Origin of the sequence: Microbacterium sp. 1.5R (assembly GCF_001889265.1) — a bacterium.
Classification (GTDB): Bacteria; Actinomycetota; Actinomycetes; order Actinomycetales; family Microbacteriaceae; genus Microbacterium.
Map to the genome: position 1 here is coordinate 3,211,757 of NZ_CP018151.1, position 25,385 is coordinate 3,237,141.

The following is a 25,385-nucleotide window of genomic DNA, read 5'->3' on the forward strand; positions in this document are numbered from 1 at the left end:
GTGCCGGCCGCTGGCCTACAGCCGTTCGATGATCGTGGCGTTCGCCATGGCACCGCCCTCGCACATGGTCTGGAGTCCGAAGCGGCCGCCGACCGCGTCGAGGTGGTCGATCAGGGTGCCGAGCAGGCGGGTGCCCGACGAACCGAGTGCGTGCCCGAGGGCGATCGCCCCTCCGCGCGGGTTGAGCTTGGCGGCATCCGCCCCGAGTTCCGCGGCCCAGGCCAGTGGCACCGACGCGAAGGCCTCATTGACCTCGTAGGCGTCGAGGTCATCGATCGTGAGTCCGGTGCGTTCGAGAATGCGCCGCGTCGCGGGGATCGGGCCGGTCAGCATCATGAGCGGATCGTCGCCGACCACCGTGAACGCCTGGAACCTCGCCCGCGGCGTGAGTCCCAGCTGTTCGGCACGCTCGGCGCTCATCACGAGCGCAGCGGATGCTCCGTCGGTCAGCGGCGAGGAGTTGCCGGGAGTGATCCGCCAGTCGACGTCCGGGAATCGGGCGGCAAGAGCGTCGGTGCGGAACGCGGGGCTGAGTCCCCCGAGCCCCTCGGCCGTCGTGCCGGCGCGCACGGTCTCGTCGCCCGCGGCATCCGGAGCCTCGGCGACCGGAATGACGGTGCGGTCGAAGAATCCCTCGTGCCACGCGGCGGCCGCGCGGCGATGCGACTCGGCGGCGTACTCATCCAGCGCTGCGCGATCGATGCCCCAGCGCTGGGCGATCAGCTCGGCCGAGACGCCCTGGTTCACGAGTCCCTCGGGGTAGCGCTCACGCAGGCGAGGCGACATCGGCGACCCGCCGGACGCAGACGATCCGAGCGGCACCCGACTCATCGACTCGACGCCGCCGACGATGACCGCGTCATACGCGCCGGCCATGATCCCCTGGGCGGCGAAGTGCACGGCCTGCTGGCTGGACCCGCACTGGCGGTCGATCGTCGTCGCGGGGATCGACTCGTCGAAACCCGCGGCGAGCACAGCCTGCCGCGCGATGTTCGACGACTGGTCCCCCACCTGACTCACGCAACCGAGCAGCACGTCGTCGATCTGCCTCGACTCGAGCCCGCTGCGCTCGAGTATCGCGGCGAGAGCACCCGCCGCGAGGTCGACAGGATGCACACCCGAGAGCGCGCCGCCCGGCTTGCCGCGTCCGACGGGAGTGCGGACGACATCGATCAGGACGGCTTCGCTGCGCGTGCTCATGCCTCCTATTCTCGCCCTGTCGCGGAGTGCGGGGACGGATGCCGCGTCGCTGCCCTGCACCAGCCTCGGCCATGCGCGCCCGCGACGGCCGGATTCCCGGCATCCGGCCGTCGCAGGCGCATTCGGCCTTCTGAAGCACCCGGCATCGGTACCCGGCATCGGCACCCGGCACCCGGCATCGGCATCGGCATCGGCATGCACCCCGAGATGCCGTCTTCGCGCGCGGCGAAAAACGACCGGCGACACCCGGCATCCGAAATACAATCGAACACGCGCCCGCACCCCGGCGCATCCCCCACCGTCGAGGCGCCCGTGACCCGGGCGATCCGCTCTCTCCGAGGACCCCACCATGTCCAGCGAACCCATCACCGTCTCCATCCGCCGCGAGGTCGACCCCGAGCATGTCGCCGCCGCCACCGCCTGGGTGCAGACCGGCGTGAATCTGGCGCACCGATACCCGGGGTTCCTCGGATCCGGCTGGGTGCGCGACGGCGAGGACTCGCATGTCTGGCACATGCTGTACCGCTTCTCCGACGAGAAGTCGCTTGTGGCGTGGGAGCAGTCGGGCGAGCGCGAGTGGTGGAAGTCGACCGGCGAGCAGTTCGTGCGCAGCGAGCGCGTGCGCCGCCGCACGGGCATCGAGGGCTGGTTCGACGAGCCGACCACCGACACCATCACCCTCCCCCGCGCTGACGGCTCGACGACCACCGTCGCGATGGTCAGCACTCCGCCGCGGTGGAAGCAGGCCGTGTCGATCTGGCTCGGGTTCTTCCCACTGAACCTCGCCTTCACCTATGCGCTGAGCCCCGTGCCCGGCTGGAACGAGCTGCCGATCTGGCTGCGCGTGCTCGCCACGACCGTCGTGCTCACGCCGATCATGACCTACTGGGTGCTGCCCTGGGTCACGCGCACGCTGCGCCACTGGCTCAACCGCTGAGGCTCGGTCGCCTCTGCCGCATCGGGTCTGCCGCACCTGCCGTGTGCGGTCCGTCCGTGAGTCGTGCGTCCGTGAGGTGCGTGCGTCCGTGAGGTGCGTGCGTGAGGTGCGTGCGTCCGTGAGGTGCGTGCGTCCGTGAAGTACGGCATCCGTGAGTCGCGTGCGTCCGTGAGGTGCGTGCGTGAGGCGCGGCATCCGCGAGACGCGTGCACCCGCGAGACGCGCGCGTCCGTGAGGTGCGGCATCCGTCCGTCGTGTGCGTTCGGCGCGCGAGCGGCCGCACATCTGTGAGGCCGGGCAGTGCATCTGTGCGGGGCCACTACCGCATCCGAATCGGGCGTTTCCGATGCGAAACTGACCCCGCACCGAATGGTGGATGCGAAACTGACCTTGCACCGGACTCCAGATGCGCACCTGACCCCGCACCGCCACCGCCGTCAGAGGTCGGCGACGGCGGCGCGCAGCGCCTTCTCCACGGCCGCGACCCCGTCGGACAACGGACCCGGTCGCCGCACGAGATACAGCGTGTTGATCGGCGGGTCCTTGGTGGGTCGCAGGTCGACGAGTCTGCCATCGGCGAGTTCGTCGGCGATCAGGTAGGTCGGCAGGGCGGTGACGCCCGCCCCCGCAACCGCAGCGGCGGCGAGCGCGCGCAGGTCGGGGAAGACGAGAGCCGGTTCCCGGTCGAGGCGGATGCCGAACACGTGGCGCCAGTACCGTCGGACGATCGGGACGTCTCGGTCGTATGCCAGCAGAGGCACGTGCGCGAGCGCGTCCGGCGAGAGGGCCGGAGACGGGTCGATGCTCAGCGACGGCGAGGCCACGAGCACGAATTCCTCGTCGAACAGCGGCATGCTCGGCAGCGCCCGTCCGCGAGGACGCACGGCGGAGATCACCAGGTCGAGGCTGCCGACCCTCAGCTGATCGAGCAGGTCGTCGGCCAGGCCCGTGGTCACCGCAAGCCGCAGTCCGCCGGCCACAGCACTCGCGAGAGCCGGGGCGGCGACGGCGGCCAGGAACTCCCCCGCCCCGCCGAGGCGGATGAGCGGCGGTTCGAGGGCCGGGTGGGTGCCGAGAGCATCCGCCAACGCGTCGAGCGGGCCCGAGAGCCGCGCGGCGAGCTCGTCGGCTCGGGGCGTCGGACGGATGCCGCGGGCATGACGGACGAACAGCGGCTCGCCGACGCTCGCCTCCAGCGCCTGCAACTGCGTCGTGACCGACGACTGCGCGAGTCCGAGCCTGCGCGCTGCCGCCGACACCGACCCCGATCGGTGCGCGATGAGGAAGGTGCGCCACAGCCCCAGATCGGGCAATCCATCGGCATTCCGATTGCTCATATCGGCAATCTATCGGAATCGTTCTTCACGGCGGGCCGTTGTCCTGGATATCGCATCCGCACGGCATCCGTCGTCCGAACCTTGGGAGCATCCATGTCATCCGTCCTCTTCGTCGTCTCCGGCGCCCGCACCTGGACCCTGTCCGACGACACCGAGCACCCCACCGGCTACTGGGCCGAAGAGCTGCTCGCCCCCTACCGCCTGCTCACCGCCGCGGGGCACGACGTGGTGTTCGCGACACCCGGCGGTGTCGAGCCGGTCGCCGATGCGTCGAGCCTCGGCGACGGGGATGCCGCGGCGCTCGCGGAGATCCCGGGGCTCAGCACTCCCCTGGTGCTCGCCGATGTCGACGGCGCCGCCTACGCGGCCGTCTACTACCCCGGCGGGCACGGACCGATGCAGGACCTCGCTGTGGATGCCGATTCGGCGGCGCTCATCTCGGCGACCGTCGCGGCGGGACGTCCACTGGCCGCGGTGTGCCACGGACTCGCGGCTCTGCTGCCCGCACGCGATGCTGCGGGCGAGCCGCTCGTCGCCGGACGGCGCATCACCGGATTCTCCGACGAGGAGGAGCGCCTCGGAGGGCTCGCGGACCGCGCGCCGTTCCTGCTCGAGACCTCTCTGCGCGAGCTCGGCGCCGACATCGACGTGACCGACCCGTGGAGGTCGTCGACGGACTGCTCATCACCGGCCAGAACCCGCAGTCGTCGGCATCCGCAGCCCGGGCCCTGGTCGCGGCACTCGCCTGATCGGAGAGGCGCGGTCCGCAGCCGCGACATCCGGCACCCGCACCCGCACCCGCACCATGCGTGCGGGGCCAGTTGCGCACCGGAAACGCCCCATTCGGATGCCGAACTGGCCCCGCATACGATCCCTGGTGCCGAACTGCCCCGCACCCGGCAGCATCGCCCGCTCTCGCACGGCATCACGCGTGCGGGGCCAGTTGCGCACCGGAAACGCCCCATTCGGATGCCGAACTGACCCCGCACCGAGTCCCGGATGCCGAACTGGCCCCGCACCGGGTCCCGGATGCCGAACTGGCCCCGCACCGAGTCCCGGATGCCAAACTGGCCCCGCATCGGCGCCACGACCGTGCCGCGAGCGACTCGGCCGGCCGCCACGCGTCAGACGGCGGCGATCCGCCAGGATGCTGCGTGCGTCGCGCCGGGTTCGAGCACGACCAGGTCGGTCCCCGAGTTGAACGCGTCCGGCGGACAGGTCATCGGCTCGACCGCGAGGCCGATGCGATGGATCGCGTCGATGCCGGGGTTGTCGGCCGTGTGCACCTGCACCCACGGGCAGCGCTCGTCGAAGGTCATGACGACGCCGCTTCCGGCATCCGTCACCACGCGCACCTCGGCGACTCCGCCCTCGCGGGCGAGGCCGGAGAACGCGTGGTCGATGAAGACGTCGGCGATCGGGCGCGCAACGCGGAAGTCCCACTGCGGATGCGCGGACACTCCCTCGAGCGCCACCGGGCTCAGCCGGTCGTCGGTGACGGTCAGCACCTCGGATGCCGGCAGGGTCAGCGTCCAGTCATCGACCCGGCCATCGGGTCCGGCGACGAGATACGGGTGCGGCCCTGTGCCCCAGGGCGCGGCATCCGCCCCGAGGTTGCGCGCGGTGACGGTCTGCTGAAGGCCGTCACCGTCGATGCGGTACTCGGTCTCCACCTCGACGCGGAACGGATAGCCGGTCTGCGGCTCGATCACGGCCGCGAGCACGACGCGGTCGTCGAGCACCAGTCGGTCTTCGAACTCCGCCCAGGCGAGCAGCCCGTGCAGCGCCTGTCCGCGGGCGGGCTCGGTGAGGGCCAGCTGATGCTCGGCGCCGCTGAACGTGTAGCGACCGTCGACGATGCGATTGGGCCACGGTGCGAGGGTGGTGCCGCGGTATCCGGGCCGCACCTCGTCGGCGTCGAAGGGCACGACCAGGTCGCGTCCTTCGAATGCGAGCAGGCGCAGCGAGGCGCCGACGCTCGCGATCACGGCTTCGTATCCGTGCCCGGTGATGCGCAGCTGACGCCCCGAGCGCGGCCGGCCGGCTCCCGTCATCACAGCCCCTGCGCGAGTCGGTAGTAGGCCTGGTTCCAGCGGACCTGCTTCTGGAACTCGGGCAGGGTGGTCGCATCGTCGATCACGAGCAGCTCGACCTCGGCCATCTCGGCGAAATCGCGGAAGGCCTCGAGCCCGACGGCGGTCGACATCACCGTGTGGTGCGCAGCACCCGCGGTCAGCCAGGCGGCGGCCGAGGTGGTGAAGTCGGGCTGCGGCTTCCACACGGCGCGGCCGACCGGCAGCTTCGGCAGCGACTGGCGCGGGGGCACGTTCTCGACGACGTTCGCGGTGAGGCGGAAGCGGTCGCGCATGTCGCTGAGGGCGACGACGATCGCGGGGCCGGGGTCGGCGGTGAAGACCAGACGCACCGGGTCTTCCTTGCCGCCGATGCCGAGCGGGTGGATCTCGAGGGTCGGCTTCGCCGTCGTGAGCGAGGGCGAGACCTCGAGCATGTGCGCCCCGAGGATCAGCTCGTCGCCGGGCGTCATGTCGTAGGTGTAATCCTCCATGAGGCTCGCCCCGCCGGGCAGGCCCGCGCCCATGACGTTGGCGACGCGCACGAGGATCGCGGTCTTCCAGTCGCCCTCGGCGCCGAAGCCGTAGCCCTCGGCCATCAGACGCTGCACCGCGAGGCCCGGCAGCTGCTTCAGGGCGCCGAGGTCTTCGAACGAGGTCGTGAAGGCGCCGAAGCCGCCCTCTTCGAGGAACGTCCGCAGACCGATCTCGATCGCGGCCCCGTCGCGCAGCGACTGGTGGCGGTCGCCACCGCGACGAAGCTCCGGCACGACCTCGTACAGCTCTTCGTACTCGGCCACGAGGGCGTCGATCTCGGAGTCGGATGCCGCGGCGACGGCATCCGCCAGGTCGTTCACGCCCCACGTGTTGACCTGCACGCCGAAGCGCAGCTCGGCCTCGGTCTTGTCGCCCTCGGTGACCGCGACGAAGCGCATGTTGTCGCCGAAGCGGGCGAGCTTGAGCGAACGGGATGCCGCGAGGCCGGCGGCCGCACGCTGCCACGTCGCGATCTCCTGGCGCACCCGCGGGTCGCTCGCATGACCGACGACGGTCTTGCGCGGCACGCCGAGACGCGTCTGGATGTAGCCGAACTCGCGGTCGCCGTGCGCCGCCTGGTTCAGGTTCATGAAGTCGAAGTCGATGTCGGCCCACGGCAGCTCGACGTTCGCCTGCGTGTGCAGGTGCGCGAGCGGCTTCTGCAGCGCGTCGAGACCGGCGATCCACATCTTCGCGGGGCTGAAGGTGTGCATCCATGCGATCAGGCCGATGACCCGGTCGTCGGCGTTCGCCTCGAGGGCCGTGCGCTTGATGGCTGCGGCATCCGTCAGCACCGGCTTCCAGACGATGGTCACGGGCACCTCGCCGGCCTCGTCGAGGATGCGGGCGATCTCCTGCGACTGCTCGGCGACCTGCGCGAGCGTCTCGGGGCCGTAGAGGTGCTGACTGCCGGTGAGGAACCAGACCTCGTAGCCGTCGAGCGAAGTGGTGAGCGGGGTGCGGGGCATGAGAGTCCTTGGGTGTTCCGGTGTCGGCGTGAAGAGTGCGCGTGGGGGTCAGAGAGCGGTGGTCGCGGCGGCTTCGATCGCGAGGCCCGCGCGGTAGCGGTCGAGGTAGGCGGTGAAGCCGGCGACGTCGGCAGGGTCGGGGTCGGCGACCGCGAGGGATGCGGAGGCGAAGACGTCGCGCTCGAGGTACTCCCCCAGCGACGCCGTCTCGGAGTGCGCGAGATACGACGCGAGCACCGCGATGCCCCACGCGCCGCCCTCGGAGGCGAGCTCGCCCACCGCGACGGGAGCGCCGAGCGCTCCGGCCAGGAAACGCTGCGCGACCCCCGCGGTGCGGAACATGCCACCGTGCGCGAACATGCGGTCGAGTTCGACTCCTTCGGCGGCGAGCACCTGCATCCCCAGCGCGAGCGTGCCGAACACGCCGTACAGCTGCGAGCGCATGAAGTTCGCCAGCGTGAAGGCGCTGTCGGGGGTGCGCACGAACAGCGGGCGCCCCTCGGTGAGGCCGGCGATCGGCTCGCCCGCGAGGTGGTTGTACGCCAGCAGGCCGCCGGCATCCGCCTCTCCGTCGAGAGCCTCGCGGAAGAGTGCGTCGAAGACCGCGTCATCGCTCAGCGGCTGCCCCGCGGCGGCGGCGAAACGGGTGAAGAGCCCTGCCCAGGCGGCCAGTTCGCTCGCGCCGTTGTTGCAGTGCACCATCGCGACGGCGTCGCCCGCGGGTGTCGTCACGAGGTCGAGCTCATGGTGCACTTCGGCGAGCGGGCGCTCGAGCACGACCATCGCGAAGATGCTGGTTCCGGCCGAGACGTTGCCGGTGCGCGGCGACACCGAGTTCGTCGCGACCATGCCGGTGCCCGCGTCGCCCTCGGGCGGGCAGAGCGGGATGCCGGGGGGCAGCGCGCCCGACGGATCGATCAGGGCCGCGCCCTCGGCGGTGAGCGTCCCGGCGGCGGCGCCGGCGGGAAGGACGGTCGGGAGCAGGTCCTTGGCTGCGGCGGGAAGACGGTCGGCGGCGAGGGCGTCGTAGGCCTGCAGCATCCGCTCGTCGTAGTCTCCGGTGGCCGAGTCGATCGGGAACATGCCGGAGGCGTCTCCGACGCCGAGAACGCGCTCGCCCGTCAGCCTCGTGTGCACATAGCCCGCGAGGGTGGTGACGAAGTCGAGCTGCGGCACGTGCGCCTCGCCGTCGAGCACTGCCTGGTGCAGGTGCGCGATCGACCAGCGCAGGGGGATGTTCACGCCGAGCAGGTCGGTCAGCTCGGCCGCCGCGGCGCCCGTGTTGGTGTTGCGCCAGGTGCGGAACGGCGTGAGCAGCTCGCCCCGCGCATCGAACGCGAGGTATCCGTGCATCATGGCCGAGATCCCGATCGCGCCGAACGTCTCGGGGCGCACGCCGTGGCGCTCGTCCGCGTCGGCGACGAGACCGGCGTATGCCGCCTGCAGGCCTGTCCACACCTCGTTGATCGCGTAGGTCCAGAGGCCGTCCTGGAGGCGGTTCTCCCACGAGAACGACCCGGTCGCGAGCACCTCGGTGGCATCGGATCCGATCAGACAGGCCTTGATGCGCGTGGAGCCGAGCTCGATGCCGAGGCTCGTGCGGCCGGCGAGGATGTCGTCGCGGGCGGTCGTGCGGGTCGTGTCGCTCATCGTCGGGCGTCCGAGTTCTGTCCGTAGACGTTCTGGTAGCGGTTGAAGAGGCTGTCGATGGCCTCCTGCGGAATCGGGATCAGCGGTCCGGCCTCGCGGGCGTAGTGCACGGTGCGGGCCACGTCTTCGACCATGACGGCGGCCTTCACGGCATCCTTCGCGTCGACTCCGATGGTGAAGGGACCGTGGTTCTGCATGAGCACCGCGCGGCTGCGGTGACCCGAGAGCGTCTGCACGATGCCGCGGCCGATCGAGTCGTCGCCGATGATCGCGAAGGGACCGACAGGGATAGGACCGCCGAACTCATCGGCCATGGCCGTGATGACGCAGGGGATCTCTTCGCCACGGGCTGCCCACGCGACGGCGAACGTCGAGTGCGTGTGCACGACTCCGCCGACGTCGGGCATGTGGCGGTAGACGTAGGCGTGGGCGGCAGTGTCGCTCGAGGGAGAGCGGTCGCTGCCCGGAGTGCCGGGGATCACGGCGCCGTCGAGGTCGCACAGGATCATGTTCTCGGGCGTGAGGTCGTCGTAGCTGACGCCCGACGGCTTGATCACGAACAGGTCGGCTCCGGGCACGCGGCCCGAGACGTTGCCGCCGGTCCAGACGATGAGGTCGTAACGGACCAGTTCACCGTGCAGACGGGCGACATCCTCGCGGACGGCCTGGATGGAGGCGTCGATCTCAGGGGAGAAGACGGGGGCTTCGTTGCTCACGGATACCTCAGGGTCGGCGGTGGTCACTGTGACCGGTCACAGAAGTGTGTCACGGAGGTCGGCGGACCGTCAAGACACCGGCACCGCTCGGCGCCGCCGAGTGCGGGGCCACTTTCGCATCTCCCGTCTCGTGCGGGGTCACTTTCGCATCGGATACGGCGTATTCACGTGCAGAACTGGCCCCGCATCGCGCCGCACATGCAGAACTGACCCCGCAGCGAGCCGGCACACACCCTGGCGCCGTTCAGCGCGGCGGCGCCACCGAATCGCGGGTCACGAGCACCGGTGCCACCGGCGCGAGGTCGGATGCCGCGGCTCCGGCACTGCCCACCAGCACCGCCGCCACCGCACGACGCGCCAATTCCGAGAAGTCCTGCCGCACGGTCGTGAGCTTCGGCCAGTAGTAGGCGGCATCCGGAGTGTCGTCGAACCCGACGACACTGATGTCTGCGGGCACCGAGAGCCCGACTTCCTGCAGACCGCCGAGCAGACCGAGGGCCATCTGGTCGTTCGCCGCGAATACCGCCGTCACACCCGAGTCGCGCACGGCGCGAGCCGCTGCATAGCCCGAGCCGGCGGTCCAGTCGCCCTCGATGACCGGTCCGGCGGCGAGTCCTCGTGCGGCGAGCTCGGCCTGGAACCCCTCAGCGCGGGACTCGGCCTCGAGCCAGTCGGCGGGGCCGGCGAGGTGCGCGATGCGTGTGTGCCCGGCGTCGGCGAGTGCCGCGACGGCGAGTCGTGCCCCGGCCTCCTGATCGACCGAGAGGCCGCGCGCGCCGCGATCGGCTGCGTGCAGGGTGACGACGGGCACGCCGATGCGCACCGAGTCGAGCGCGTCGAGGGTGTGGGCGTGAGGCGCGACGACGACGATGCCCTCGACTCCCTGCATGACGAGGTGGTCGACCGCGGCGACCACGGCATCCGTGTCCCCCGCATCCGCGAAGGCCGCACTCAGCCAGTAGCCGACCTCGCGGGCCGACGCCTCGAGCGCTGCGATGCTGCGCGACGGGCCATAGTGCAGTGCGTCGGTGGCGAGCACCCCGAGGGTGCGGGAGCGGCGGGTGCCCAGCGCTCTGGCCGCGTTGTTCATGCGGTAGCCGAGCTCGGTCATCGCGGCAAGCACCCGTTCGCGAGTCTCGGCGGCGACCTCGGGGTGGTCGTTGAGCACGCGCGACACCGTCTGCCGAGACACCCCTGCGCGCACGGCGACGTCGCGCACGCCGACGGTGCGGCGGGGCTCGCTGCTCGTGTCACTCACGCCGACGAGTGTATGCCGAGCGGCCCCGGCGCCTCGTCTTCGTGCCACTCTGGTGACATGCGCATCGCACTCACCGGATCATCGGGCAAGCTCGGCAGCGTCGTCGCGCGGGAGCTCCGCGCTCACGGACACGAGGTCATCGGCATGGACGTCTCAGGCACCCGCGGCCCTGACTTCGTGCAGGTGGACCTCACGGATTACGGCCAGGTCGTGGATGCTTTCACGGCCGTCGGCGACCGTCACGACGGCATCGACGCCGTGGTGCATCTCGGCGCCATCCCGGCGCCCGGCATCCGCAGCGACGTCGCCACCTTCCACAACAACATGCCCGCCACGTTCAACGTCTTCTGGGCGGCGGTGCGCCTCGGCATCCGCCGCGTCGTCTACGCCTCGAGCGAGACCGTCCTCGGTCTGCCGTTCGACGTGCCGCCGCCCTACGTGCCGGTCGACGAGGACTACCCCGCCCGCCCCGAGTCGGTCTACTCGCTCGTGAAGACCCTCGAGGAGCAGCTCGCGAGGGAGCTCGTGCGCTGGCATCCCGACCTGTCGATCACCGCACTGCGGTTCTCGAACGTGATGAACCCCGAGGACTACGCCGAGTTCCCCGACTTCGACGCCGATGCGCTGCGCCGCAAGTGGAACCTCTGGGGATACATCGACGCACGCGACGGTGCGCAGGCGGTGGAGCGTGCGCTCGAGGTGGCGGCACCCGGGTTCGACAACTTCATCATCGCGGCGGCCGACACGGTGATGACGCGTCCGAACGCCGAGCTGCTCGCCGAGGTCTTCCCCGATGTGCCGGTCGCCCGCGAGTTCGGCCCGAACGAGACGCTGCTGTCGATCGACAAGGCCCGCCGCGTGCTCGGGTTCGACCCGCAGCACTCCTGGCGCGACGACGCCTGACCCTGTTCGACACGATGCTGGGCAAGCAACAAGTCGGTCGCTTCTGACGAGCCGCTGCCGATAATGGAATCCCACCATATCGGCCGTCAGCTCGTAGTCTCACCCCATGAAACAACGTAGTTTCGTTCGTATAGGCATTTCTCTCGCAACGGAATTACCGGTGAAGTTGTGCTCGCCGAAAACGTATTAGGTCAGTACATCTGCACAAAGCGGATGCCGGCAGTCGCGCGATGCGATCAGGCCAGTCTGATATTCAATATTCGTTCGTCATGGCTGCAGGCACGCACATGGGGATGGAGCGACGGACAACTGGCAAATGCACGCCGGAACGTCCTTTGCCATGAGATTGGGCACGCCGTCGGTCTTTATCACGAGACCGGCGTCGGAGGATGCATGGATTCCACTCTATCGACGCAAGTCTTTTACTATCCACAGCACCACGTTGATCACATCAACGTTGCGCATTGATGAAGACAGCACCGATCATGAACGCACAACGCAGTCGACGATCGCATGTAAGCCTGATACTGGTGCCGGCACTGGCGCTGCTGCTGACCTCGTGTGCCACGGCACCGGGAACCGACCCGGCAGCGGCATCTGTGACGCAGGACGCAACACAATCTGACGCCGCCGAGATGCTTCTGTCTCTCGACATCAGTGCCGTCTCGACGATCGTCTTCCAGAACACGACAGACCTCGGCCATCGCTCCGCGGCTGTGGTCACCGGTACCGTGCATCGCTGGCTCGCGGGAGACAAGGTCACCACCGCCACCGGAACCCCCGTCGGCGCAGCACTCCTCGCCGAAGTCGAGGTCATCGAGGTCACTGAGAACGGCGGGTCACCGCTTCAACCGGGAGACATCGTCTACATTCCCGTGACCTCTCCATCACTGGATCCTCAGGAGGTCGCAGATGCGTTGCCTCGCGACCTCGACGTGGTGGCGTATCTCGACGATGCGTTGACGGACGAAGAGCTCCAGATATCCGAGGAATATCGAGTCGAGCCAGGCGACGCTGAGGCGGCGGGCAAACCCCGATGGCCCCTCCTGAGCCCTCAAGGATTCATCGTCACGAACCCGTCCGACCCTGGCGAACAGCTTTGGCCCTTTCTGGGAGCGCGGGCAGCGGGGAAACTCACCGACGTTCTTCCTGGAGGACGGTTGGATGGTCTGACGGAGGAGCAACGTAAGCTCGTCATCGGCTGATAGACGGCGCGACGACGCCTGGCCTGACTCCGGCGCGCGCAGCGCCCCTCAGCGCCGGGCGATGGTCGATCCGCGGATCACGAGCCGCACCGGCAGGTGGTGCGCGCCTTCGCCGATGTCGATGCCGTCGATCGCATCGAACACCCGCAGCGCCGCCTGACGACCGAGCTGCTGCAGGTTCGCGTCGATGCTGGTGAGCTCGGGCCGGGCGTTGGTCGCGAGCACTTCCCAGTTGTCGTAGCCGATCACCGCGAGGTCGTCCGGCACGGTGCGGCCGAGATCGCGGGCCGAGTCGAGCACACCGCGAGCGATCTGGTCGGATCCGCAGAACACGGCGTCGATGTCCGGATGCCGCTGCAGCAGCATCGCCGCGGCATCCCGACCCCAGTGCTCGGTCCACTCCGAGAACATGGGCTCGCCCACGAGTTCGAGCCCCGCCTCGCCGAGTGCCGCTCTGGCGCCGGCGAGGCGGTCTTGGGCTGCGGCATAGGTCGGGTCGCCCGAGATGTGCGCGATGCGCCGACGTCCGCAGGCCAACAGGTGCTCGATCGCGAGACGCCCGCCCGCGTAGTTGTCGGGGGTCAATGAGAGGTCGCGCGGGTCATCCGAGGGGGCGTACGCGTAGACCACGGGCACGGGGATCTCCTGCCCGAGCGAGGGGCGCGGATCCGTCTGACGGCCGACGACGATGATGCCGTCGACCCTGCGGCTCAGCAGCTCCTTCAGGTGGTGCTGCTCACGGATCGCGTCACCTCGCGCATCGCACAGGAAGACGTTGATGCGACCTGCGCCGAACGCATCCTCCGCGCCCATGAGGATCGGCAGCATGAAGCGGCCCTCGAGGTCGCTGGTGAGAAGGCCGACCGTGCCGGTGCGCCCGGCGAGGAGTCCTCGCGCCATGGCATTGGGGGTGAAGGACAGCTCCTCGGCGATCGCGCGCACCTTGGCGCGGGTGGCGACCGATACGTCGCCCCGATCGTTCAGCGCCTTGGATGCGGTCGAGATCGAGACTCCGGCGCGCGCGGCGACGTCACTGAGGGTCGCAGCTCGTGCTCCAGTCGTATCCGTCATCCCACTCCTTCGTGCTGAAAGGTTATCGGAACGAGGGTTGACGCGCCCTCCGAAACCACGCTATACCTTTTCGAAAGGGTTTTCGTAACTTTCGAAGAACCTGATCTCCACCCTCATCTCCACTCCCGGCGCTGCACTGCCGAAGCGCCACACCGCACCCGCTCGAGGACGAGCCCAGAGGAGCCCCCGCCCATGAACACCATTCGCACCCACGCCGCACGTCGGGCAGCAGCCGCCGTCATCGCGGCCGGCCTGCTCGTCGGCGGACTCGCCGCCTGCGCCCCCGCCGGCGATGACGCCGCCTCCGACGAGCCCATCCCCGCCGAAGGCACCGACGACGGCACGACCCTGACGCTGTGGACCCGCGCGCCGATCGAGCGCCAGGCCAAGCTGCTCGTCGACGCCTACAACGACAGCCACGAGAACCAGGTCGAGCTGACAGTCGTGCCCAACGACGACTACGTCGCGAAAGTCGGCGCCGCCGCAGGGTCGAGCGGCCTGCCCGACCTCTTCGCCGCCGACATCGTCTACGTGCCGAACTGGGCGCAGCAGGGCCTGTTCCAGGACATGTCCGAGCAGATCGACGCCCTCGACTTCAAGGACGAGATCAACCCCGGGCACCTGTCGGCCGGCACCGTCGACGGCGCCGAGTACGTGCTGCCGTTCGCCCTCGACCTCTCGATGCTGTTCTGGAACAAGGAGCTCTTCGCCGAGGCCGGCCTCGACCCCGAGAAGGCGCCCGCCACGCTCGAGGAGTTCGCCGAAGCGGCCATGGCCGTGCAGGCGCTGAACAAGCCGGACACCTACGGCACCGCGACCGGCCTCAACTGCGGTGGATGCCTGGTCTTCACCTGGTTCCCCTCCATCTGGGCATCGGGCGACGAGGTCATGAGCGACGACGGCACCGAGTCCCTGCTCGACGGCGACTCGGCTCAGGCCGTCTACGACACGTGGGCAGGCCTCGAAGAGGCGGGTGCGGTTCTCCCGAGCTCGACCGATGAGGCCGGCCCCACCTGGACCGCCGCGTTCAGCGAGGGCAAGGTCGGCGTGATGCCGTTCCCCGCGACGCTGCTCCCCTCGCTCGAGTTCGACGCGGGAGTCGCCGGCATCCCCGGTGTCGACGGCGGCGCCTCGACGTTCGTCGGCGGCGACGGCATCGGCATCTCGAAGGACTCGAAGAAGGCCGCGCAGGCCTGGAACTTCCTCAACTGGATGATGTCCGAGGACGCCCAGGTCGAGGTGCTCGCGAAAGACGGCAACGCCGTCTCCCGCGGAGACCTGGCCGACAACGAGTATGCGGCCGCCGATCCCCGACTGGTGACGATCAACGAGGTCGCAGCCCAGGGCGACACCCCGGTGGCCCTGAACTTCCAGCAGGCGTTCAACGCCCCGGGCAGCCCGTGGCTCACCCTGGTGCGCAACGCCGTGCTCAACGGCGACGACTCGGTGCCCGCCGACAACGAGGAGATCACGGCGATCCTGTCGCAGTGATCATGCGGGGGCGGCGCGCCGCGTCGCCCCCGCATCCCCCCTCGTCAGTCCCCCATCGAAAGAGAACGTGATGACCCAGGCCACACTCCCGCTGCATCGCCGCAGACGGCGCACCGCCTTCGGCGGCCCGGTGCAGGGCTGGCTGTACGCGGCCCCCACGGCGATCTTCGTCGCCCTGCTGTTCATCGTGCCGCTGGTGCTGGTGCTGCAGATGTCGGCCTCGGACTGGCCCCTGCTGAGCGGCAACCAGGGAATCAACTTCCCGGAGAACTATGCGGATGCCGTCACGCACCGCCTCTTCTGGGATTCGATCCGCTTCACCCTGCTCTACACCGTCATCACGACCGTGATCCTGATCGGACTCGGGCTCGGCCTGGCCCTGCTCGTGCAGGAGTCCACCCGCTGGAAGGGGTTCCTGCGCACGGCCTTCCTGATCCCCAGCGCGCTCGGCCTGGCATCCGCGTCACTGCTCTTCTACGTGCTGTACTCCCCCATCGCCGGCCCGTTCGCGAACCTCATGAAGTCGTGGGGCATCACGTTCCTCGGCACGCCGGAGGGCGCACTGTGGTCGACCATCTTCCTGATCGTCTGGCGATACGCGGGCTTCTACATGCTGCTGATGCTGGTGGGCCTGCAGGGAATCCCGGATGACGTCTACGAAGCCGCCCGCATCGACGGCGCGAACCGCTGGCAGACCTTCCGCGACATCACCGTGCCGCTGCTCAAGCCGACCTTCGCGCTCACGACAGTGATGTGCGTGACCGGGTCGCTGCTCGCGTTCGAGCAGTTCTACATCCTCACCAAGGGCGGCCCCGACAACAGCACCATGACCGTCGTGCAGCTCATCTACAACGTCGCATTCCAGGGGCAGAACAGCCTCGGCATCGCCGGCGCCCTCTCGGTGATCGTGCTGCTCGCACTCATCGTCATCAACGTCTTCCAACTGCGCGCGTTCCGCCGCACGGATGAGAGCTGAGAATCATGTCCCAGACGCTGACGCGCACGATCGTCGCTCCGAACCATCAGCCGACCCCGCCGCGCTATCGCTCGAAGGCCGCTCGCGTCGTCCTCGGCATCCCGTACTGGGTGTTCACGACCGCGCTGGCCGTGATCTTCCTCTATCCGCTCATCTGGACCGGCGTCTCGTCGGTCAGCCCGATGGCCGGCACCAGCCAGACCGACGGCTGGGGCTTCGGCAACTACGCGGCCCTCGGCGAATACCAGGCCGGCATCTGGGTGTATCTGGGCAACTCGCTCTTCGTCTCGGTGCTCACCGTCGCGCTCACCCTGTTCATCTCGCTGCTGGGCGGATACGCGTTCGCGCGCTTCTCGTTCCCCGGCAAGAACGCACTGTTCCTCCTCACCCTCGCCATCCTGATGGTGCCGTATGCGACCCTGCTCATTCCGCTCTACGTGATCCTCAATGCGGTCGGCCTGCAGAACTCGCTGGTCGGCGTCGCGCTGGTGATCACGATGTTCCAGCTGCCGTTCTCGATGTTCATGATGCGCATCTCGTTCGAGTCGATCCCGCGGGAGATGGACGAGGCGGCGATGGTCGACGGATGCTCGAGCTGGGGCGCCCTGTGGCGGGTGCTGCTCCCCGCCGTCAAGCCCGGGCTCGTGACCGTCGGGCTGTTCGCGTTCCTCACCGCCTGGAACGACTTCATGGCACCGCTGATCCTCATCAACGACACCAACCGCATGACGCTGCCGCTCGCGGTGGCGAACCTCCGCGGACAGGTGCAGGGCGTCGTCGACTACGGCGCGACCGAGGCGGGAGTCGTCGTGCTGGCGCTCCCCTGCATCCTTCTCTTCCTGATCCTGCAACGACACTACGTGCGCGGCTTCATGTCCGGCGCCTTCAAGGGATGACCATGTTCGACACCACTGCACCGGCCGCCCCGGTGGTTCCCACGCACGGGCGTCTGCGCCCGCTCGGCCTCGACGAGGTGCGCATCACCGGAGGGTTCTGGGCCGACCGCCAGGCCGTCAACGGCACTGCCACTCTCAGCCACATCGAGTCGCGACTCGAGTCCGAGGGATGGCTGCCCAACTTCGACCTCGCCGCCGCCGGCACGCTGCCGGACGGGCGTCGGGGACGGGAGTTCGCCGACTCCGAGATCTACAAGTACCTCGAGGCGCTCGCGTGGGAGATCGGGCGGACGGATGCCGCAGCCGACAGCGACCTCGAGCAGCGATTCCGCCGGGTCGTCGACCGGGTCGCCGCCGCGCAGGAGCCCGACGGGTACCTCAACACGATGTTCGGCCGCGAGGGCCAGGACGAACGCTGGTCTGCGCTGCAGTGGGGGCACGAGCTGTACTGCCTCGGGCACCTGTTCCAGGCGGCCGTCGCCCGGGTGCGCACGAGACCGGATGCCGACGACGGTCTGATCGACATCGCTCGGCGCGCCGCGGATCTCGTCTGCCGCGAGTTCGGCGTCGACGGCCGGGACGCGATCTGCGGGCATGCCGAGGTCGAGGCGGGGCTTGCCGAGCTCGGCCGAGCGCTCGGCGAGCAGCGTTACATCGATCAGGCCGCGCTGTTCGTCGAGCGGCACGGTCGCGGGTCGCTCGGCGAGATCGAGTGGGGGCGCAGCTACTTCCAGGACGACGTGTCGGTGCGCGACGCCGAGGCTCTTCGCGGGCACTCCGTGCGGGCGAACTACCTCTCCTCCGCTGCGGCCGACGTCGCCGCCGAGCTCTCCGACGACTCGCTGCTCGACGCCCTGCGGTCGCAGTGGGATCGCACGGTCGAACGCCGCACCTATGTGACGGGGGGCCAGGGGTCGCACCATCAGGACGAGGCCTTCGGCGACGACTGGGAGCTGCCGCCGGATCGCGCCTACTCCGAGACCTGCGCCGGCATCGGGTCGATCATGTTCTCGTGGCGGCTGCTGCTCGCGACCGGTGAGGCGCAGTACGCCGACCTGATCGAGCGGACCCTGTTCAACGTCGTCGCGACCTCGCCCGGTGACGACGGGCGCTCGTTCTTCTACGCCAACACCCTGCATCAGCGCACGCCGGGGATCCCGGCGGATCCGGATGCCACGTCGCCGCGCGCCTCGTCATCGCTGCGCGCGCCGTGGTTCGAGGTATCGTGCTGCCCGCCGAATGTGGCGCGCACGTTCGCGAGCCTCGCCGCGTATGTCGCCACGGCCGATGATGACGGCGTGCAGCTGCATCAGTACGCACCGTCGACCGTGCGCACGACACTGCCGGACGGCCGGATCGTCGCGTTCGATGTCTCGACGGGCTACCCGGCGAAGGGCGATGTTCGCGTCACGATCACCGAGGATGCCGAGTTCACACTGACGCTTCGCGTGCCGTCGTGGGCGTCAGGAGCGACGGTGCGTGTGCACAGCGGGAATGAGGTCACGGAGCTGCCTGCACCTCCGGGTGCGGTCGAAGTCGCTCGTGCGTTCCGCGTCGGCGACATCGTCGAACTGAACCTGCCGATCGTGGCGAGGACCACGTCACCGCATCCGATGGTGGATGCCGTGCGCGGCAGCGTCGCGATCGAACGCGGCCCCGAGGTGCTGGCACTCGAGTCGATCGACCTCGGTGGCGACATCGGCGACGCGGTCGCGGCCGGGGAGCCCGTCGAGCGCGACGGTCACGTGGTGCTGCCGGTGCGCCACCGCTCGACCGGCGAGACGGTTGACGCCCCCTTGATCGCCTATCACGACTGGGCGCGGCGCGGTCCGTCGACCATGCGGGTCTGGATTCCGACGGTGTGAGTCAGCTCCAAAGGTCGGCGACGTGAGCCTCGGCCTCGCGAGTGCGTGCTTGCGCGCGGGCGGCCGCGGTGGCGGCGCTGGTGAGAGCGGTCTGCATGCCGTCGGCACACTCGTTCCATTCGCGGTGAGCGCGGGAGTAGGCATCTTGGGCGGCCCCGGTCCACAGGTGCCTCAGCCCGGTTGCTTCGGCGTCCAGGTCGTCGAGGAGCGCTCGGATATGCTGCGCGGTGTCGGCCAACGTCGCGATCGACTGGGCGAGCGGTTCGTGCTCGACACGGATGCGCATCAGCTGTCGCCCTCTTCGGTGCCGGGTTTCGGCCAGCTCAGGTGCAGATCGCGGAGCTCGTAGGGCTGAGACACGTCGTCGGTGAGGAAGTACGTGTAGAAGACGACCGCCGCCTCGTCGGCGGTGAAGACCTCGTGCGGGTAGACCGTGGTGCGGTGGCGACCGTCGTCGTAGTGGATCACCTCGGTGGGCTCGCCTGTGCGGTCGCCGCCGGGCTTGCCGATCGCGTACTGGCGGGGAGTGCCGTCGGCGTCGATGCGGCGCACCTCCAGCGCCAGCGCCTCAGCGGTTCCCGCGCACTGCATGTACTCCTCACTGAACGGCAGATCTCGGAGAAGGTCGGCTCCTTCCGGCGCCCGCCACAGGCCCCACGCCCAGAACGATGACCCATTCATCCGGCTCAACGAGAATCGGATCTGATCCGGATACGGGCGGACACTATCGATCAACGCCATGCGACTGTAGCCGTTTCGCTGTGTGACGTGTGTGCGTGTGATGGCCATACGGTGACTCTCTTCTCGGCGTTGGCGGCCGGCAGGTTCACGGAACATGTTTGAGGATCACATCCACGATCCGGATGGGCTGGCCGTTCAGCGTCGCGATCGCGGGCCGCTCGCGACTGACCATCGCGTCGAATCCCTCCTGCGCCGCATCACGGGACCCGGTACCGCCCTTCACTTCGATCGCTGTCCAAGTCCCGTCGCCGTTACTGTAAAGGCCATCAAAGTATCGGTGTTGATCCGAAGCCATTCCAGGCCGGTGACGGTACCCCTCGATCGTCGCACGCACCTTGTCGCGGATGACATCCGTTCCGACATCATCCGCGACTTCGTCGAGCCCGATCTTCTCGGTGTCGACCCAGGGTCTTTGCCCGTCTCCGTTCCAATGGCCCTTGATGTCCCGGCCCCCATACTCGGGATGCGGCGGCGGTCGTCGGGCGACGGAGGCCGCGTCGTCACCGGCCGCCTCATTCATCCAGCGAATGCCGGCGTGCCCGGCAGCCGCGACCCCGGCCCCGACGACCCCCGCGCCGGCCCACGCCAGGCCGCCGCCCGGGGCTGCGCCGACCCCGGTGATCGCGAGGGCACCTCCGCCGCCGATCATCGTGCCGCCACCGACCACGAGCGCGACTCCGCCGAGGAGTTCGAGGAGGATGTCGGGGTGGTTGATGAGCGCGTTGCCCATCGAGGCGATGAAGTTCAGTTGCTCGATCGCCGGGTTGAGTACGGCGGTCTCGAACATGATCGAGCCGACCGCCCCGACGACTGCCCAGTTCGTCGCGGCTTCGGCCTGCTTCGGCGTCTGCAGGGGCGCGGCATCCGCCGCTACGTGGATGGCGTTGGCAGCGTCGACGGCGTAGCGATCCAGCACACCCCGTGCGTTCGTCAAGACGTCGACCGCCTGCGCGCGCAGGTCCGCGCCGCCGTCGACGAACGGGACGTCGAGTTCGACGTGTCGCAGGTGAAGGTCGCGTTCCAGCTCACGCACCTTCACCTGGTGCTCCTGGCGTGAAGCGATCGTCGCTGCTTCCGCCTGCTCCCACAGGTCGATGGCGCGTGCGGCTTCGTCCTGCGCCCATCGCAGAGCATCGCCATAGGCCGACAGAGCGGCGGCGCCACTCATCAAGTACTCGCCGCACCTCTGCCACGACGACCGCACGTATTCCGCCCGCTCGAGGTACTTCTCATACGGGTACCCCGTCCACGCGGAATCGACCTCGAGGCCCCGCAACCCGTCCCGAAGGGCAGTGGCGGCCTCGGACCGAGACCGCCACGCGGACGCGACCGTATGCGCTGCGGCATACGAGCCCGGTATCAGCGCGACCGGGTCGTTCGTCATCCCCAGCTCGGACATCAGTAGTCGCTCTCGGCCCAGATCATCTGGTCGAGTTCGCTGCTCGACGCTTCATCGCCCCGGTCGAACACCTCGGCCGTCTGCCGCAGGTTCTCCGCCACCATGTCGACGTCCGCGAGACGGCACCCCAGTGCCGTCGTCCATGCGTCGCCGAATCGCGCCACCGCCGCGGTGATCGAGCGTGCGCCCAGCCCCGACGACTGCGCGACCACCGCCGAGCCGAAGTCGCCCCGCAGACTGGCGGCCTTCGTCGCGAAGGCGCGCAGCTCGTCGGTCTCCACATCCGTCATCGCACGCCATCGGTCACGAACGACAACGTTACGTCTTCATATGAGGACGTGACCGATATCCGCAGCTCGAATACCGGTGTTCCGAGATGGGACCTTCAGGGTGCTCAGACATGCGAATGGCCCCACCTCGGTGCGAGATGGGGCCATTCGGGCGATGGAGCGGAAGCTACTCCCGTTTGCGTGTCACTGCGCGCTGGAGCAGCACGAACACGAGCAGGATGCCGCCCGTGATGATCGTCGTCATCTCGGGCGGGATGCCTCCGTCACGCGTGATGAGCACGTTCATCAGACCGAGCACCAGCGCACCGACGACCGAGCCGAGCACGTATCCGTAAGCCCCTGTCAACACGGTGCCGCCGATCACTGCCGCGGCGATCGCGTCGAGCTCCCACCCGATGCCGGTGATGTTCTGAGCGGTGCCGAGTCGTGCGGTGTAGAGCACCGCCGCGAGACCGGCGAGACCGCCGCTGATCACGTAGACGAGCACCTTGGTGCGCTGCACGGGCAGACCCATGAGCAGCGCCGAGCTCTCCGATCCTCCGATCGCGTACACGGTGCGGCCGGTGCGCGTGCGGTGCAGAACGAAGAACGCGGCGGCCACGACGATCACCGCGATGAGCACTGCGGGGGTGATCACGAGGTCGTTGACCTTCGGGCCGTCGATGATCTTCAGCTGGGTGCCGATCCAGCGGATCGGCGACTCCTCACCCAGCCGCTCGGGCTTGGTGCTGAGCAGCGAGGCGAGGCCCCGACCGAGGAACATCATCGCCAGTGTCGCGATGAAGGGCTGCACGTCGAAGTACCGGATCAGCACTCCCGAGACGATGCCGAAGAGCACTCCGATGCCGATCATCGCGACGATCACGGCGAAGGCGTTCCAGCCGGCGTTCGAGAGCATCACACCGGCGACCGACGAGACCGCGATGATCGATCCCACCGAGAGGTCGATGCCGCCCGTGAGGATCACGAAGGTCAGCGCGACCGCGAGCACGATGAGGTGCGCATTGTTGATGAGCAGGTTCGACAGCGTGTTGAACTGCAGGATGCGGCCGTAGGCCACCTCGCCGAAGATCACCATGCCGACGAAGATGACCACCGAGGCGATCGTCGGCAGCACCGAGGGGTTCGCCGTGATCATGCGTCGCAGACGGTCGGCGACGCTCTCTGTCGCCTGAGGGGCCGGAGGGGCGGTCATGACGCTCATGCGGACACCTCTTCTTTCGCGATGATCTGTTCGACCGGGCGGGCTCTGCGTCGCGTCCGGAACCAGCTGCGCACGCGCTGCGACTGCAGCAGGCACAGGACGACGATCACGATGGCCTTGAACGCCGGGGTCGCCGACGACGACACGCCGAGATACAGCACGGTCTTGTCGAGCGTCGCGATGAGCAGCGCGCCGACGAAGGCGCCGCTGAGTGAGAACTTGCCGCCAGCCAGCGATGCGCCGCCGATGACGACCGCGAGGATCGCGTCGAGCTCGAGCTGGTAGCCGGTGCGGGAGATGTCGACGGTCATGACGCTGCCGACCGACATGATGCCCGCGATCCCGGCGAGGATGCCGCTCATGATGTACGCCGTGAGCAGCAGTCCCTTCGGCTTGATACCCGCCATGCGGCTGGCCCGCGGGTTGATGCCGATCGCCTCGATCATGAGGCCCAGCGCGCTGCGCCTCACCACCCAGCCGACGGCGATCACGATCAGCACCGCGAGGATGAACACCACGGGGATGCCGATCACGAAGCCGTTCGCGATCCACCGGAACGCATCGTTGGATGCCGTCGTGTTCTGCCCGCCGGTGATCACCTTGGCGATGCCTCGGCCGGCGAGCATGAGCACGAGCGTGGCGATGAAGGGCTGCAGGCCGACATAGGCGACGAGGACGCCGTTGACCGCCCCCAGGATGCCGGTGATGACCAGCGCGAGTCCTACCGCGGCGAGCGCTGCGCCGAAGGAGTCGCCTGCGGCGCTGAGGAACTCCATCGAGACGGCTCCGGCGACGGCCATCAGCGATCCGACCGAGAGGTCGATGCCACCGGTGGCGATCACGAGCGACATCCCGATCGCGATCATCATGATCGGCGCCGCCTGGCGCAGGATGTCGATGAGGTTGCCGACGAGGTTGCCGTTGTTGGGGTTGATCGAGAGCGCGAGGTACGTCGGGTCCTTGATCACGTTCAGGGCGAGCAGCGCGAAGATCGCGACGATGCCCCAGAAGAACGGCTTGTGGATCAGGTCCCGCCAGATGGTGGTGCCGGCTGACGCGGTCATCGCGCTGCCTCCTTGTCGGTCGTGGGGGCGATGCTATCGGGCACGGCGCCGTCGGTGTCGTCGAGCGTCTCGGCAGCGGCCTCGACTCCGTGAGCGGCGATCACATCGACGATCACCTGCGCGGTGACGTCCGGTCCGTTCTGGATCTCGCCGATCTTCCGGTGGTCCTTCAGCACGACGATCCGCTCGGAGAGGCGCACGACCTCTTCGAGCTCGGAAGAGATGAACACCACGGCGACGCCGTCTTCGGCGAGCTCGGCCACCGCCTCCTGGATCTCGGCCTTCGCACCCACGTCGATGCCGCGGGTCGGCTCATCGAGGATCAGCAGCTCGGGCTGCGTGGCGAGCCAGCGGCCGAGCAGCACCTTCTGCTGGTTGCCGCCGGAGAGGTTCTTGATCATCCGGTCGGGGTCGGCCGGACGGACGTTGAACTGCGCGATGTAGCGGTCGACGATCGCATCCTGTTCCTTGCGGCTCATGGGACGCGCCCATCCGCGCTCCGCCTGCACGGCGAGGACGATGTTCTCGCGCACGGTCAGGTCTCCGATGATCCCCTCGTCGCGGCGGTTCTCGGTCGAGAAGGCGATCCGACGAGGCAGCGCATCGGCGGGCGACTTGAGGTCGACCCGGCGTCCATGCAGCTCGATCGTGCCTTCGTCGGTGCGGTCGGCGCCGTAGAGCAGTCGGGCGAGCTCGGTGCGCCCGGAGCCGAGCAGCCCGGCGAACCCGATGACCTCGCCGGGGCGGATGTCGAGGTCGGTCGCCTCGACCGCTCCGCGGCGTGCGATTCCGGATGCCGCGAGCAGCGGCTTCTCATCGGCCTCGCGTGGCGCGCGGCGGCGGTTGCCTCCGAGCGACTTGAGCGCATCGAGGTCCTTGCCGATCATCTTCGAGATGAGAGCGTGGCGGTCGAGGTCCCGGGTGAGGTACTCACCCTCGTACAGTCCGTTGCGCAGCACCGTCAGGCGGTCGCTGATCGCGTAGACCTGATCGAGGAAGTGCGAGACGAAGAGGATCGCGACCCCCTGGTCTCGCAGTGCCCGGATCACGGTGAAGAGGCCTTCGACCTCGGCGGCGTCGAGGCTGGAGGTCGGCTCGTCGAGGATGAGCACCTTGGCCTTGATCGCCATCGCGCGGCTGATGGCGACGAGCTGCTGCAGCGCGATCGAGAGGGTCGAGAGCGGCCGGCGGGTGTCGAGGTGCCCCAGGCCGAGTCGGGAGAGGGCGTCGGTCGCAGCGCGGTGGGTGGCCGTCCAGTTGATGCCGAACACACCTCGCGTCTCATGACCGAGCATCACGTTCTCGCCGATCGAGAGGTTGGGGGCGAGGTTGACCTCCTGGTACACCGTCGAGATCCCGGCATCCTGCGCGTCGCCGGCGCCGCCGAAGCTGCGCTCCTGCCCGGCGACGACGATCGACCCGGAGTCGATCCGGTAGACGCCGGTCAGGGCTTTGATCAGGGTCGACTTGCCCGCGCCGTTCTCGCCCATGAGCGCGTGGACCTCGCCCTGGAACAGCCGGAAATCGACCTTGTCGAGGGCTTTCACGCCAGGGAACTCGATCGAGATCCCACGCATCTCGACGATGGGCAGTGCTTCGTTCATC

General features: G+C 68.8%; 22 protein-coding genes and 1 pseudogene. 8 read left to right on the forward strand and 15 right to left on the reverse strand.

Annotated features, from left to right (window positions below; genetic code table 11):
- Positions 1-15: 15 nt before the first annotated feature.
- A complete protein-coding gene (locus BMW26_RS15355; RefSeq protein ID WP_072591953.1) occupies positions 16-1,200 on the reverse strand; it encodes a thiolase family protein in 1,185 nt (394 codons plus the stop codon).
- Positions 1,201-1,549: 349 nt separating this feature from the next.
- Between BMW26_RS15355 and BMW26_RS15360 the strand changes: the two genes are divergently transcribed.
- Positions 1,550-2,137: an antibiotic biosynthesis monooxygenase gene (locus tag BMW26_RS15360; protein ID WP_053097861.1), complete on the forward strand. Its 588-nt coding sequence runs from the start codon at positions 1,550-1,552 to the stop codon at positions 2,135-2,137.
- Positions 2,138-2,574: 437 nt separating this feature from the next.
- Here BMW26_RS15360 and BMW26_RS15365 read toward each other — a convergent pair whose 3' ends face one another.
- On the reverse strand, positions 2,575-3,474 hold the full coding sequence (locus tag BMW26_RS15365; protein WP_072591954.1) for a LysR family transcriptional regulator: 900 nt from the start codon (positions 3,472-3,474) through the stop codon (positions 2,575-2,577).
- A 93-nt stretch (positions 3,475-3,567) separates the two neighbouring features.
- Here BMW26_RS15365 and BMW26_RS18095 point away from each other — a divergent pair.
- Positions 3,568-3,975 (forward strand): annotated as a pseudogene (locus BMW26_RS18095) (DJ-1/PfpI family protein); the annotation flags it as partial.
- Positions 3,976-4,598: 623 nt separating this feature from the next.
- Here the strand turns inward: BMW26_RS18095 and BMW26_RS15375 are convergent.
- The 5 genes from BMW26_RS15375 to BMW26_RS15395 all read right to left on the reverse strand — a co-directional run bounded on the left by BMW26_RS15375 (position 4,599) and on the right by BMW26_RS15395 (position 10,675).
- Positions 4,599-5,528 carry an aldose 1-epimerase family protein gene (locus BMW26_RS15375; RefSeq protein ID WP_072591955.1) on the reverse strand — a complete coding sequence of 310 codons (930 nt, stop codon included), beginning with the start codon at positions 5,526-5,528 and terminating at the stop codon, positions 4,599-4,601.
- Positions 5,528-7,051 (reverse strand): L-arabinose isomerase, encoded by a 1,524-nt coding sequence (gene araA / locus BMW26_RS15380; RefSeq protein ID WP_072591956.1) that lies wholly within the window; start codon positions 7,049-7,051, stop codon positions 5,528-5,530. The genes BMW26_RS15375 and araA overlap by 1 nt, the downstream gene beginning before the upstream one ends.
- A gap of 48 nt (positions 7,052-7,099) precedes the next feature.
- Positions 7,100-8,701, reverse strand: a complete 1,602-nt coding sequence (locus BMW26_RS15385; protein WP_072591957.1) for a xylulokinase — start codon at positions 8,699-8,701, stop codon at positions 7,100-7,102.
- A complete protein-coding gene (locus BMW26_RS15390) occupies positions 8,698-9,417 on the reverse strand; it encodes an L-ribulose-5-phosphate 4-epimerase (RefSeq protein ID WP_072591958.1) in 720 nt (239 codons plus the stop codon). The genes BMW26_RS15385 and BMW26_RS15390 overlap by 4 nt, the downstream gene beginning before the upstream one ends.
- A gap of 244 nt (positions 9,418-9,661) precedes the next feature.
- Positions 9,662-10,675, reverse strand: coding sequence for a LacI family DNA-binding transcriptional regulator (locus BMW26_RS15395; RefSeq protein WP_072591959.1), 1,014 nt, complete (start codon positions 10,673-10,675; stop codon positions 9,662-9,664).
- A 57-nt stretch (positions 10,676-10,732) separates the two neighbouring features.
- Between BMW26_RS15395 and BMW26_RS15400 the strand changes: the two genes are divergently transcribed.
- Together BMW26_RS15400 and BMW26_RS15405 are read left to right on the forward strand one after the other, a co-directional pair.
- Positions 10,733-11,578: an NAD-dependent epimerase/dehydratase family protein gene (locus tag BMW26_RS15400; protein ID WP_072591960.1), complete on the forward strand. Its 846-nt coding sequence runs from the start codon at positions 10,733-10,735 to the stop codon at positions 11,576-11,578.
- 464 nt (positions 11,579-12,042) lie between these two features.
- Entirely contained in the window at positions 12,043-12,783 is a 741-nt protein-coding gene (locus BMW26_RS15405; RefSeq protein WP_232224485.1) for a hypothetical protein, read from the forward strand.
- A 48-nt stretch (positions 12,784-12,831) separates the two neighbouring features.
- On the opposite strand, the gene BMW26_RS15410 is transcribed toward BMW26_RS15405, so the two are convergent.
- Positions 12,832-13,854, reverse strand: coding sequence for a LacI family DNA-binding transcriptional regulator (locus tag BMW26_RS15410; RefSeq protein WP_053097877.1), 1,023 nt, complete (start codon positions 13,852-13,854; stop codon positions 12,832-12,834).
- A 192-nt stretch (positions 13,855-14,046) separates the two neighbouring features.
- On the opposite strand from BMW26_RS15410, the gene BMW26_RS15415 reads away from it, so the two are divergent.
- The 4 genes from BMW26_RS15415 to BMW26_RS15430 all read left to right on the forward strand — a co-directional run bounded on the left by BMW26_RS15415 (position 14,047) and on the right by BMW26_RS15430 (position 19,082).
- Entirely contained in the window at positions 14,047-15,345 is a 1,299-nt protein-coding gene (locus BMW26_RS15415; protein WP_072591962.1) for an ABC transporter substrate-binding protein, read from the forward strand.
- Positions 15,346-15,415: 70 nt separating this feature from the next.
- On the forward strand, positions 15,416-16,321 hold the full coding sequence (locus BMW26_RS15420; RefSeq protein WP_053097880.1) for a carbohydrate ABC transporter permease: 906 nt from the start codon (positions 15,416-15,418) through the stop codon (positions 16,319-16,321).
- 5 nt (positions 16,322-16,326) lie between these two features.
- Positions 16,327-17,217, forward strand: a complete 891-nt coding sequence (locus BMW26_RS15425; protein ID WP_082297903.1) for a carbohydrate ABC transporter permease — start codon at positions 16,327-16,329, stop codon at positions 17,215-17,217.
- A complete protein-coding gene (locus BMW26_RS15430; RefSeq protein WP_157557451.1) occupies positions 17,214-19,082 on the forward strand; it encodes a beta-L-arabinofuranosidase domain-containing protein in 1,869 nt (622 codons plus the stop codon). The genes BMW26_RS15425 and BMW26_RS15430 overlap by 4 nt, the downstream gene beginning before the upstream one ends.
- Before the next feature lies 1 nt (position 19,083).
- On the opposite strand, the gene BMW26_RS15435 is transcribed toward BMW26_RS15430, so the two are convergent.
- The 7 genes from BMW26_RS15435 to BMW26_RS15465 form a co-directional block, all read right to left on the reverse strand.
- Positions 19,084-19,368 carry a WXG100 family type VII secretion target gene (locus BMW26_RS15435; RefSeq protein ID WP_072591964.1) on the reverse strand — a complete coding sequence of 95 codons (285 nt, stop codon included), beginning with the start codon at positions 19,366-19,368 and terminating at the stop codon, positions 19,084-19,086.
- Entirely contained in the window at positions 19,368-19,763 is a 396-nt protein-coding gene (locus BMW26_RS15440; RefSeq protein WP_232224486.1) for a hypothetical protein, read from the reverse strand. The genes BMW26_RS15435 and BMW26_RS15440 overlap by 1 nt, the downstream gene beginning before the upstream one ends.
- Before the next feature lie 145 nt (positions 19,764-19,908).
- Positions 19,909-21,222 (reverse strand): putative T7SS-secreted protein, encoded by a 1,314-nt coding sequence (locus BMW26_RS15445; protein WP_072591966.1) that lies wholly within the window; start codon positions 21,220-21,222, stop codon positions 19,909-19,911.
- Positions 21,222-21,512, reverse strand: coding sequence for a type VII secretion target (locus BMW26_RS15450; protein WP_072591967.1), 291 nt, complete (start codon positions 21,510-21,512; stop codon positions 21,222-21,224). The genes BMW26_RS15445 and BMW26_RS15450 overlap by 1 nt, the downstream gene beginning before the upstream one ends.
- 166 nt (positions 21,513-21,678) lie before the next feature.
- Complete coding sequence (locus BMW26_RS15455; protein ID WP_072591968.1) at positions 21,679-22,716, reverse strand: ABC transporter permease; 1,038 nt, start codon at positions 22,714-22,716, stop codon at positions 21,679-21,681.
- A complete protein-coding gene (locus BMW26_RS15460) occupies positions 22,713-23,780 on the reverse strand; it encodes an ABC transporter permease (RefSeq protein WP_053097897.1) in 1,068 nt (355 codons plus the stop codon). The genes BMW26_RS15455 and BMW26_RS15460 overlap by 4 nt, the downstream gene beginning before the upstream one ends.
- The gene (locus tag BMW26_RS15465; protein ID WP_072591969.1) at positions 23,777-25,384 is read right to left on the reverse strand and encodes a sugar ABC transporter ATP-binding protein; all 1,608 of its coding nucleotides are present in this window, start codon (positions 25,382-25,384) and stop codon (positions 23,777-23,779) included. Before BMW26_RS15465 ends, BMW26_RS15460 begins: the two co-directional genes overlap by 4 nt.
- Position 25,385: the final 1 nt, after the last annotated feature.

Coding starts and splice junctions, on each gene's coding strand:
- BMW26_RS15355 (WP_072591953.1), bottom strand. CDS start 1,200: ATGAGCACGCGCAGCGAAGCCGTCCTGATCGATGTCGTCCGCACTCCC.
- BMW26_RS15360 (WP_053097861.1), top strand. CDS start 1,550: ATGTCCAGCGAACCCATCACCGTCTCCATCCGCCGCGAGGTCGACCCC.
- BMW26_RS15365 (WP_072591954.1), bottom strand. CDS start 3,474: ATGAGCAATCGGAATGCCGATGGATTGCCCGATCTGGGGCTGTGGCGC.
- BMW26_RS15375 (WP_072591955.1), bottom strand. CDS start 5,528: ATGACGGGAGCCGGCCGGCCGCGCTCGGGGCGTCAGCTGCGCATCACC.
- araA (WP_072591956.1), bottom strand. CDS start 7,051: ATGCCCCGCACCCCGCTCACCACTTCGCTCGACGGCTACGAGGTCTGG.
- BMW26_RS15385 (WP_072591957.1), bottom strand. CDS start 8,701: ATGAGCGACACGACCCGCACGACCGCCCGCGACGACATCCTCGCCGGC.
- BMW26_RS15400 (WP_072591960.1), top strand. CDS start 10,733: ATGCGCATCGCACTCACCGGATCATCGGGCAAGCTCGGCAGCGTCGTC.
- BMW26_RS15410 (WP_053097877.1), bottom strand. CDS start 13,854: ATGACGGATACGACTGGAGCACGAGCTGCGACCCTCAGTGACGTCGCC.
- BMW26_RS15415 (WP_072591962.1), top strand. CDS start 14,047: ATGAACACCATTCGCACCCACGCCGCACGTCGGGCAGCAGCCGCCGTC.
- BMW26_RS15420 (WP_053097880.1), top strand. CDS start 15,416: ATGACCCAGGCCACACTCCCGCTGCATCGCCGCAGACGGCGCACCGCC.
- BMW26_RS15425 (WP_082297903.1), top strand. CDS start 16,327: ATGTCCCAGACGCTGACGCGCACGATCGTCGCTCCGAACCATCAGCCG.
- BMW26_RS15430 (WP_157557451.1), top strand. CDS start 17,214: ATGACCATGTTCGACACCACTGCACCGGCCGCCCCGGTGGTTCCCACG.
- BMW26_RS15435 (WP_072591964.1), bottom strand. CDS start 19,368: ATGCGCATCCGTGTCGAGCACGAACCGCTCGCCCAGTCGATCGCGACG.
- BMW26_RS15440 (WP_232224486.1), bottom strand. CDS start 19,763: ATGAATGGGTCATCGTTCTGGGCGTGGGGCCTGTGGCGGGCGCCGGAA.
- BMW26_RS15445 (WP_072591966.1), bottom strand. CDS start 21,222: ATGTCCGAGCTGGGGATGACGAACGACCCGGTCGCGCTGATACCGGGC.
- BMW26_RS15450 (WP_072591967.1), bottom strand. CDS start 21,512: ATGACGGATGTGGAGACCGACGAGCTGCGCGCCTTCGCGACGAAGGCC.
- BMW26_RS15455 (WP_072591968.1), bottom strand. CDS start 22,716: ATGAGCGTCATGACCGCCCCTCCGGCCCCTCAGGCGACAGAGAGCGTC.
- BMW26_RS15460 (WP_053097897.1), bottom strand. CDS start 23,780: ATGACCGCGTCAGCCGGCACCACCATCTGGCGGGACCTGATCCACAAG.
- BMW26_RS15465 (WP_072591969.1), bottom strand. CDS start 25,384: ATGAACGAAGCACTGCCCATCGTCGAGATGCGTGGGATCTCGATCGAG.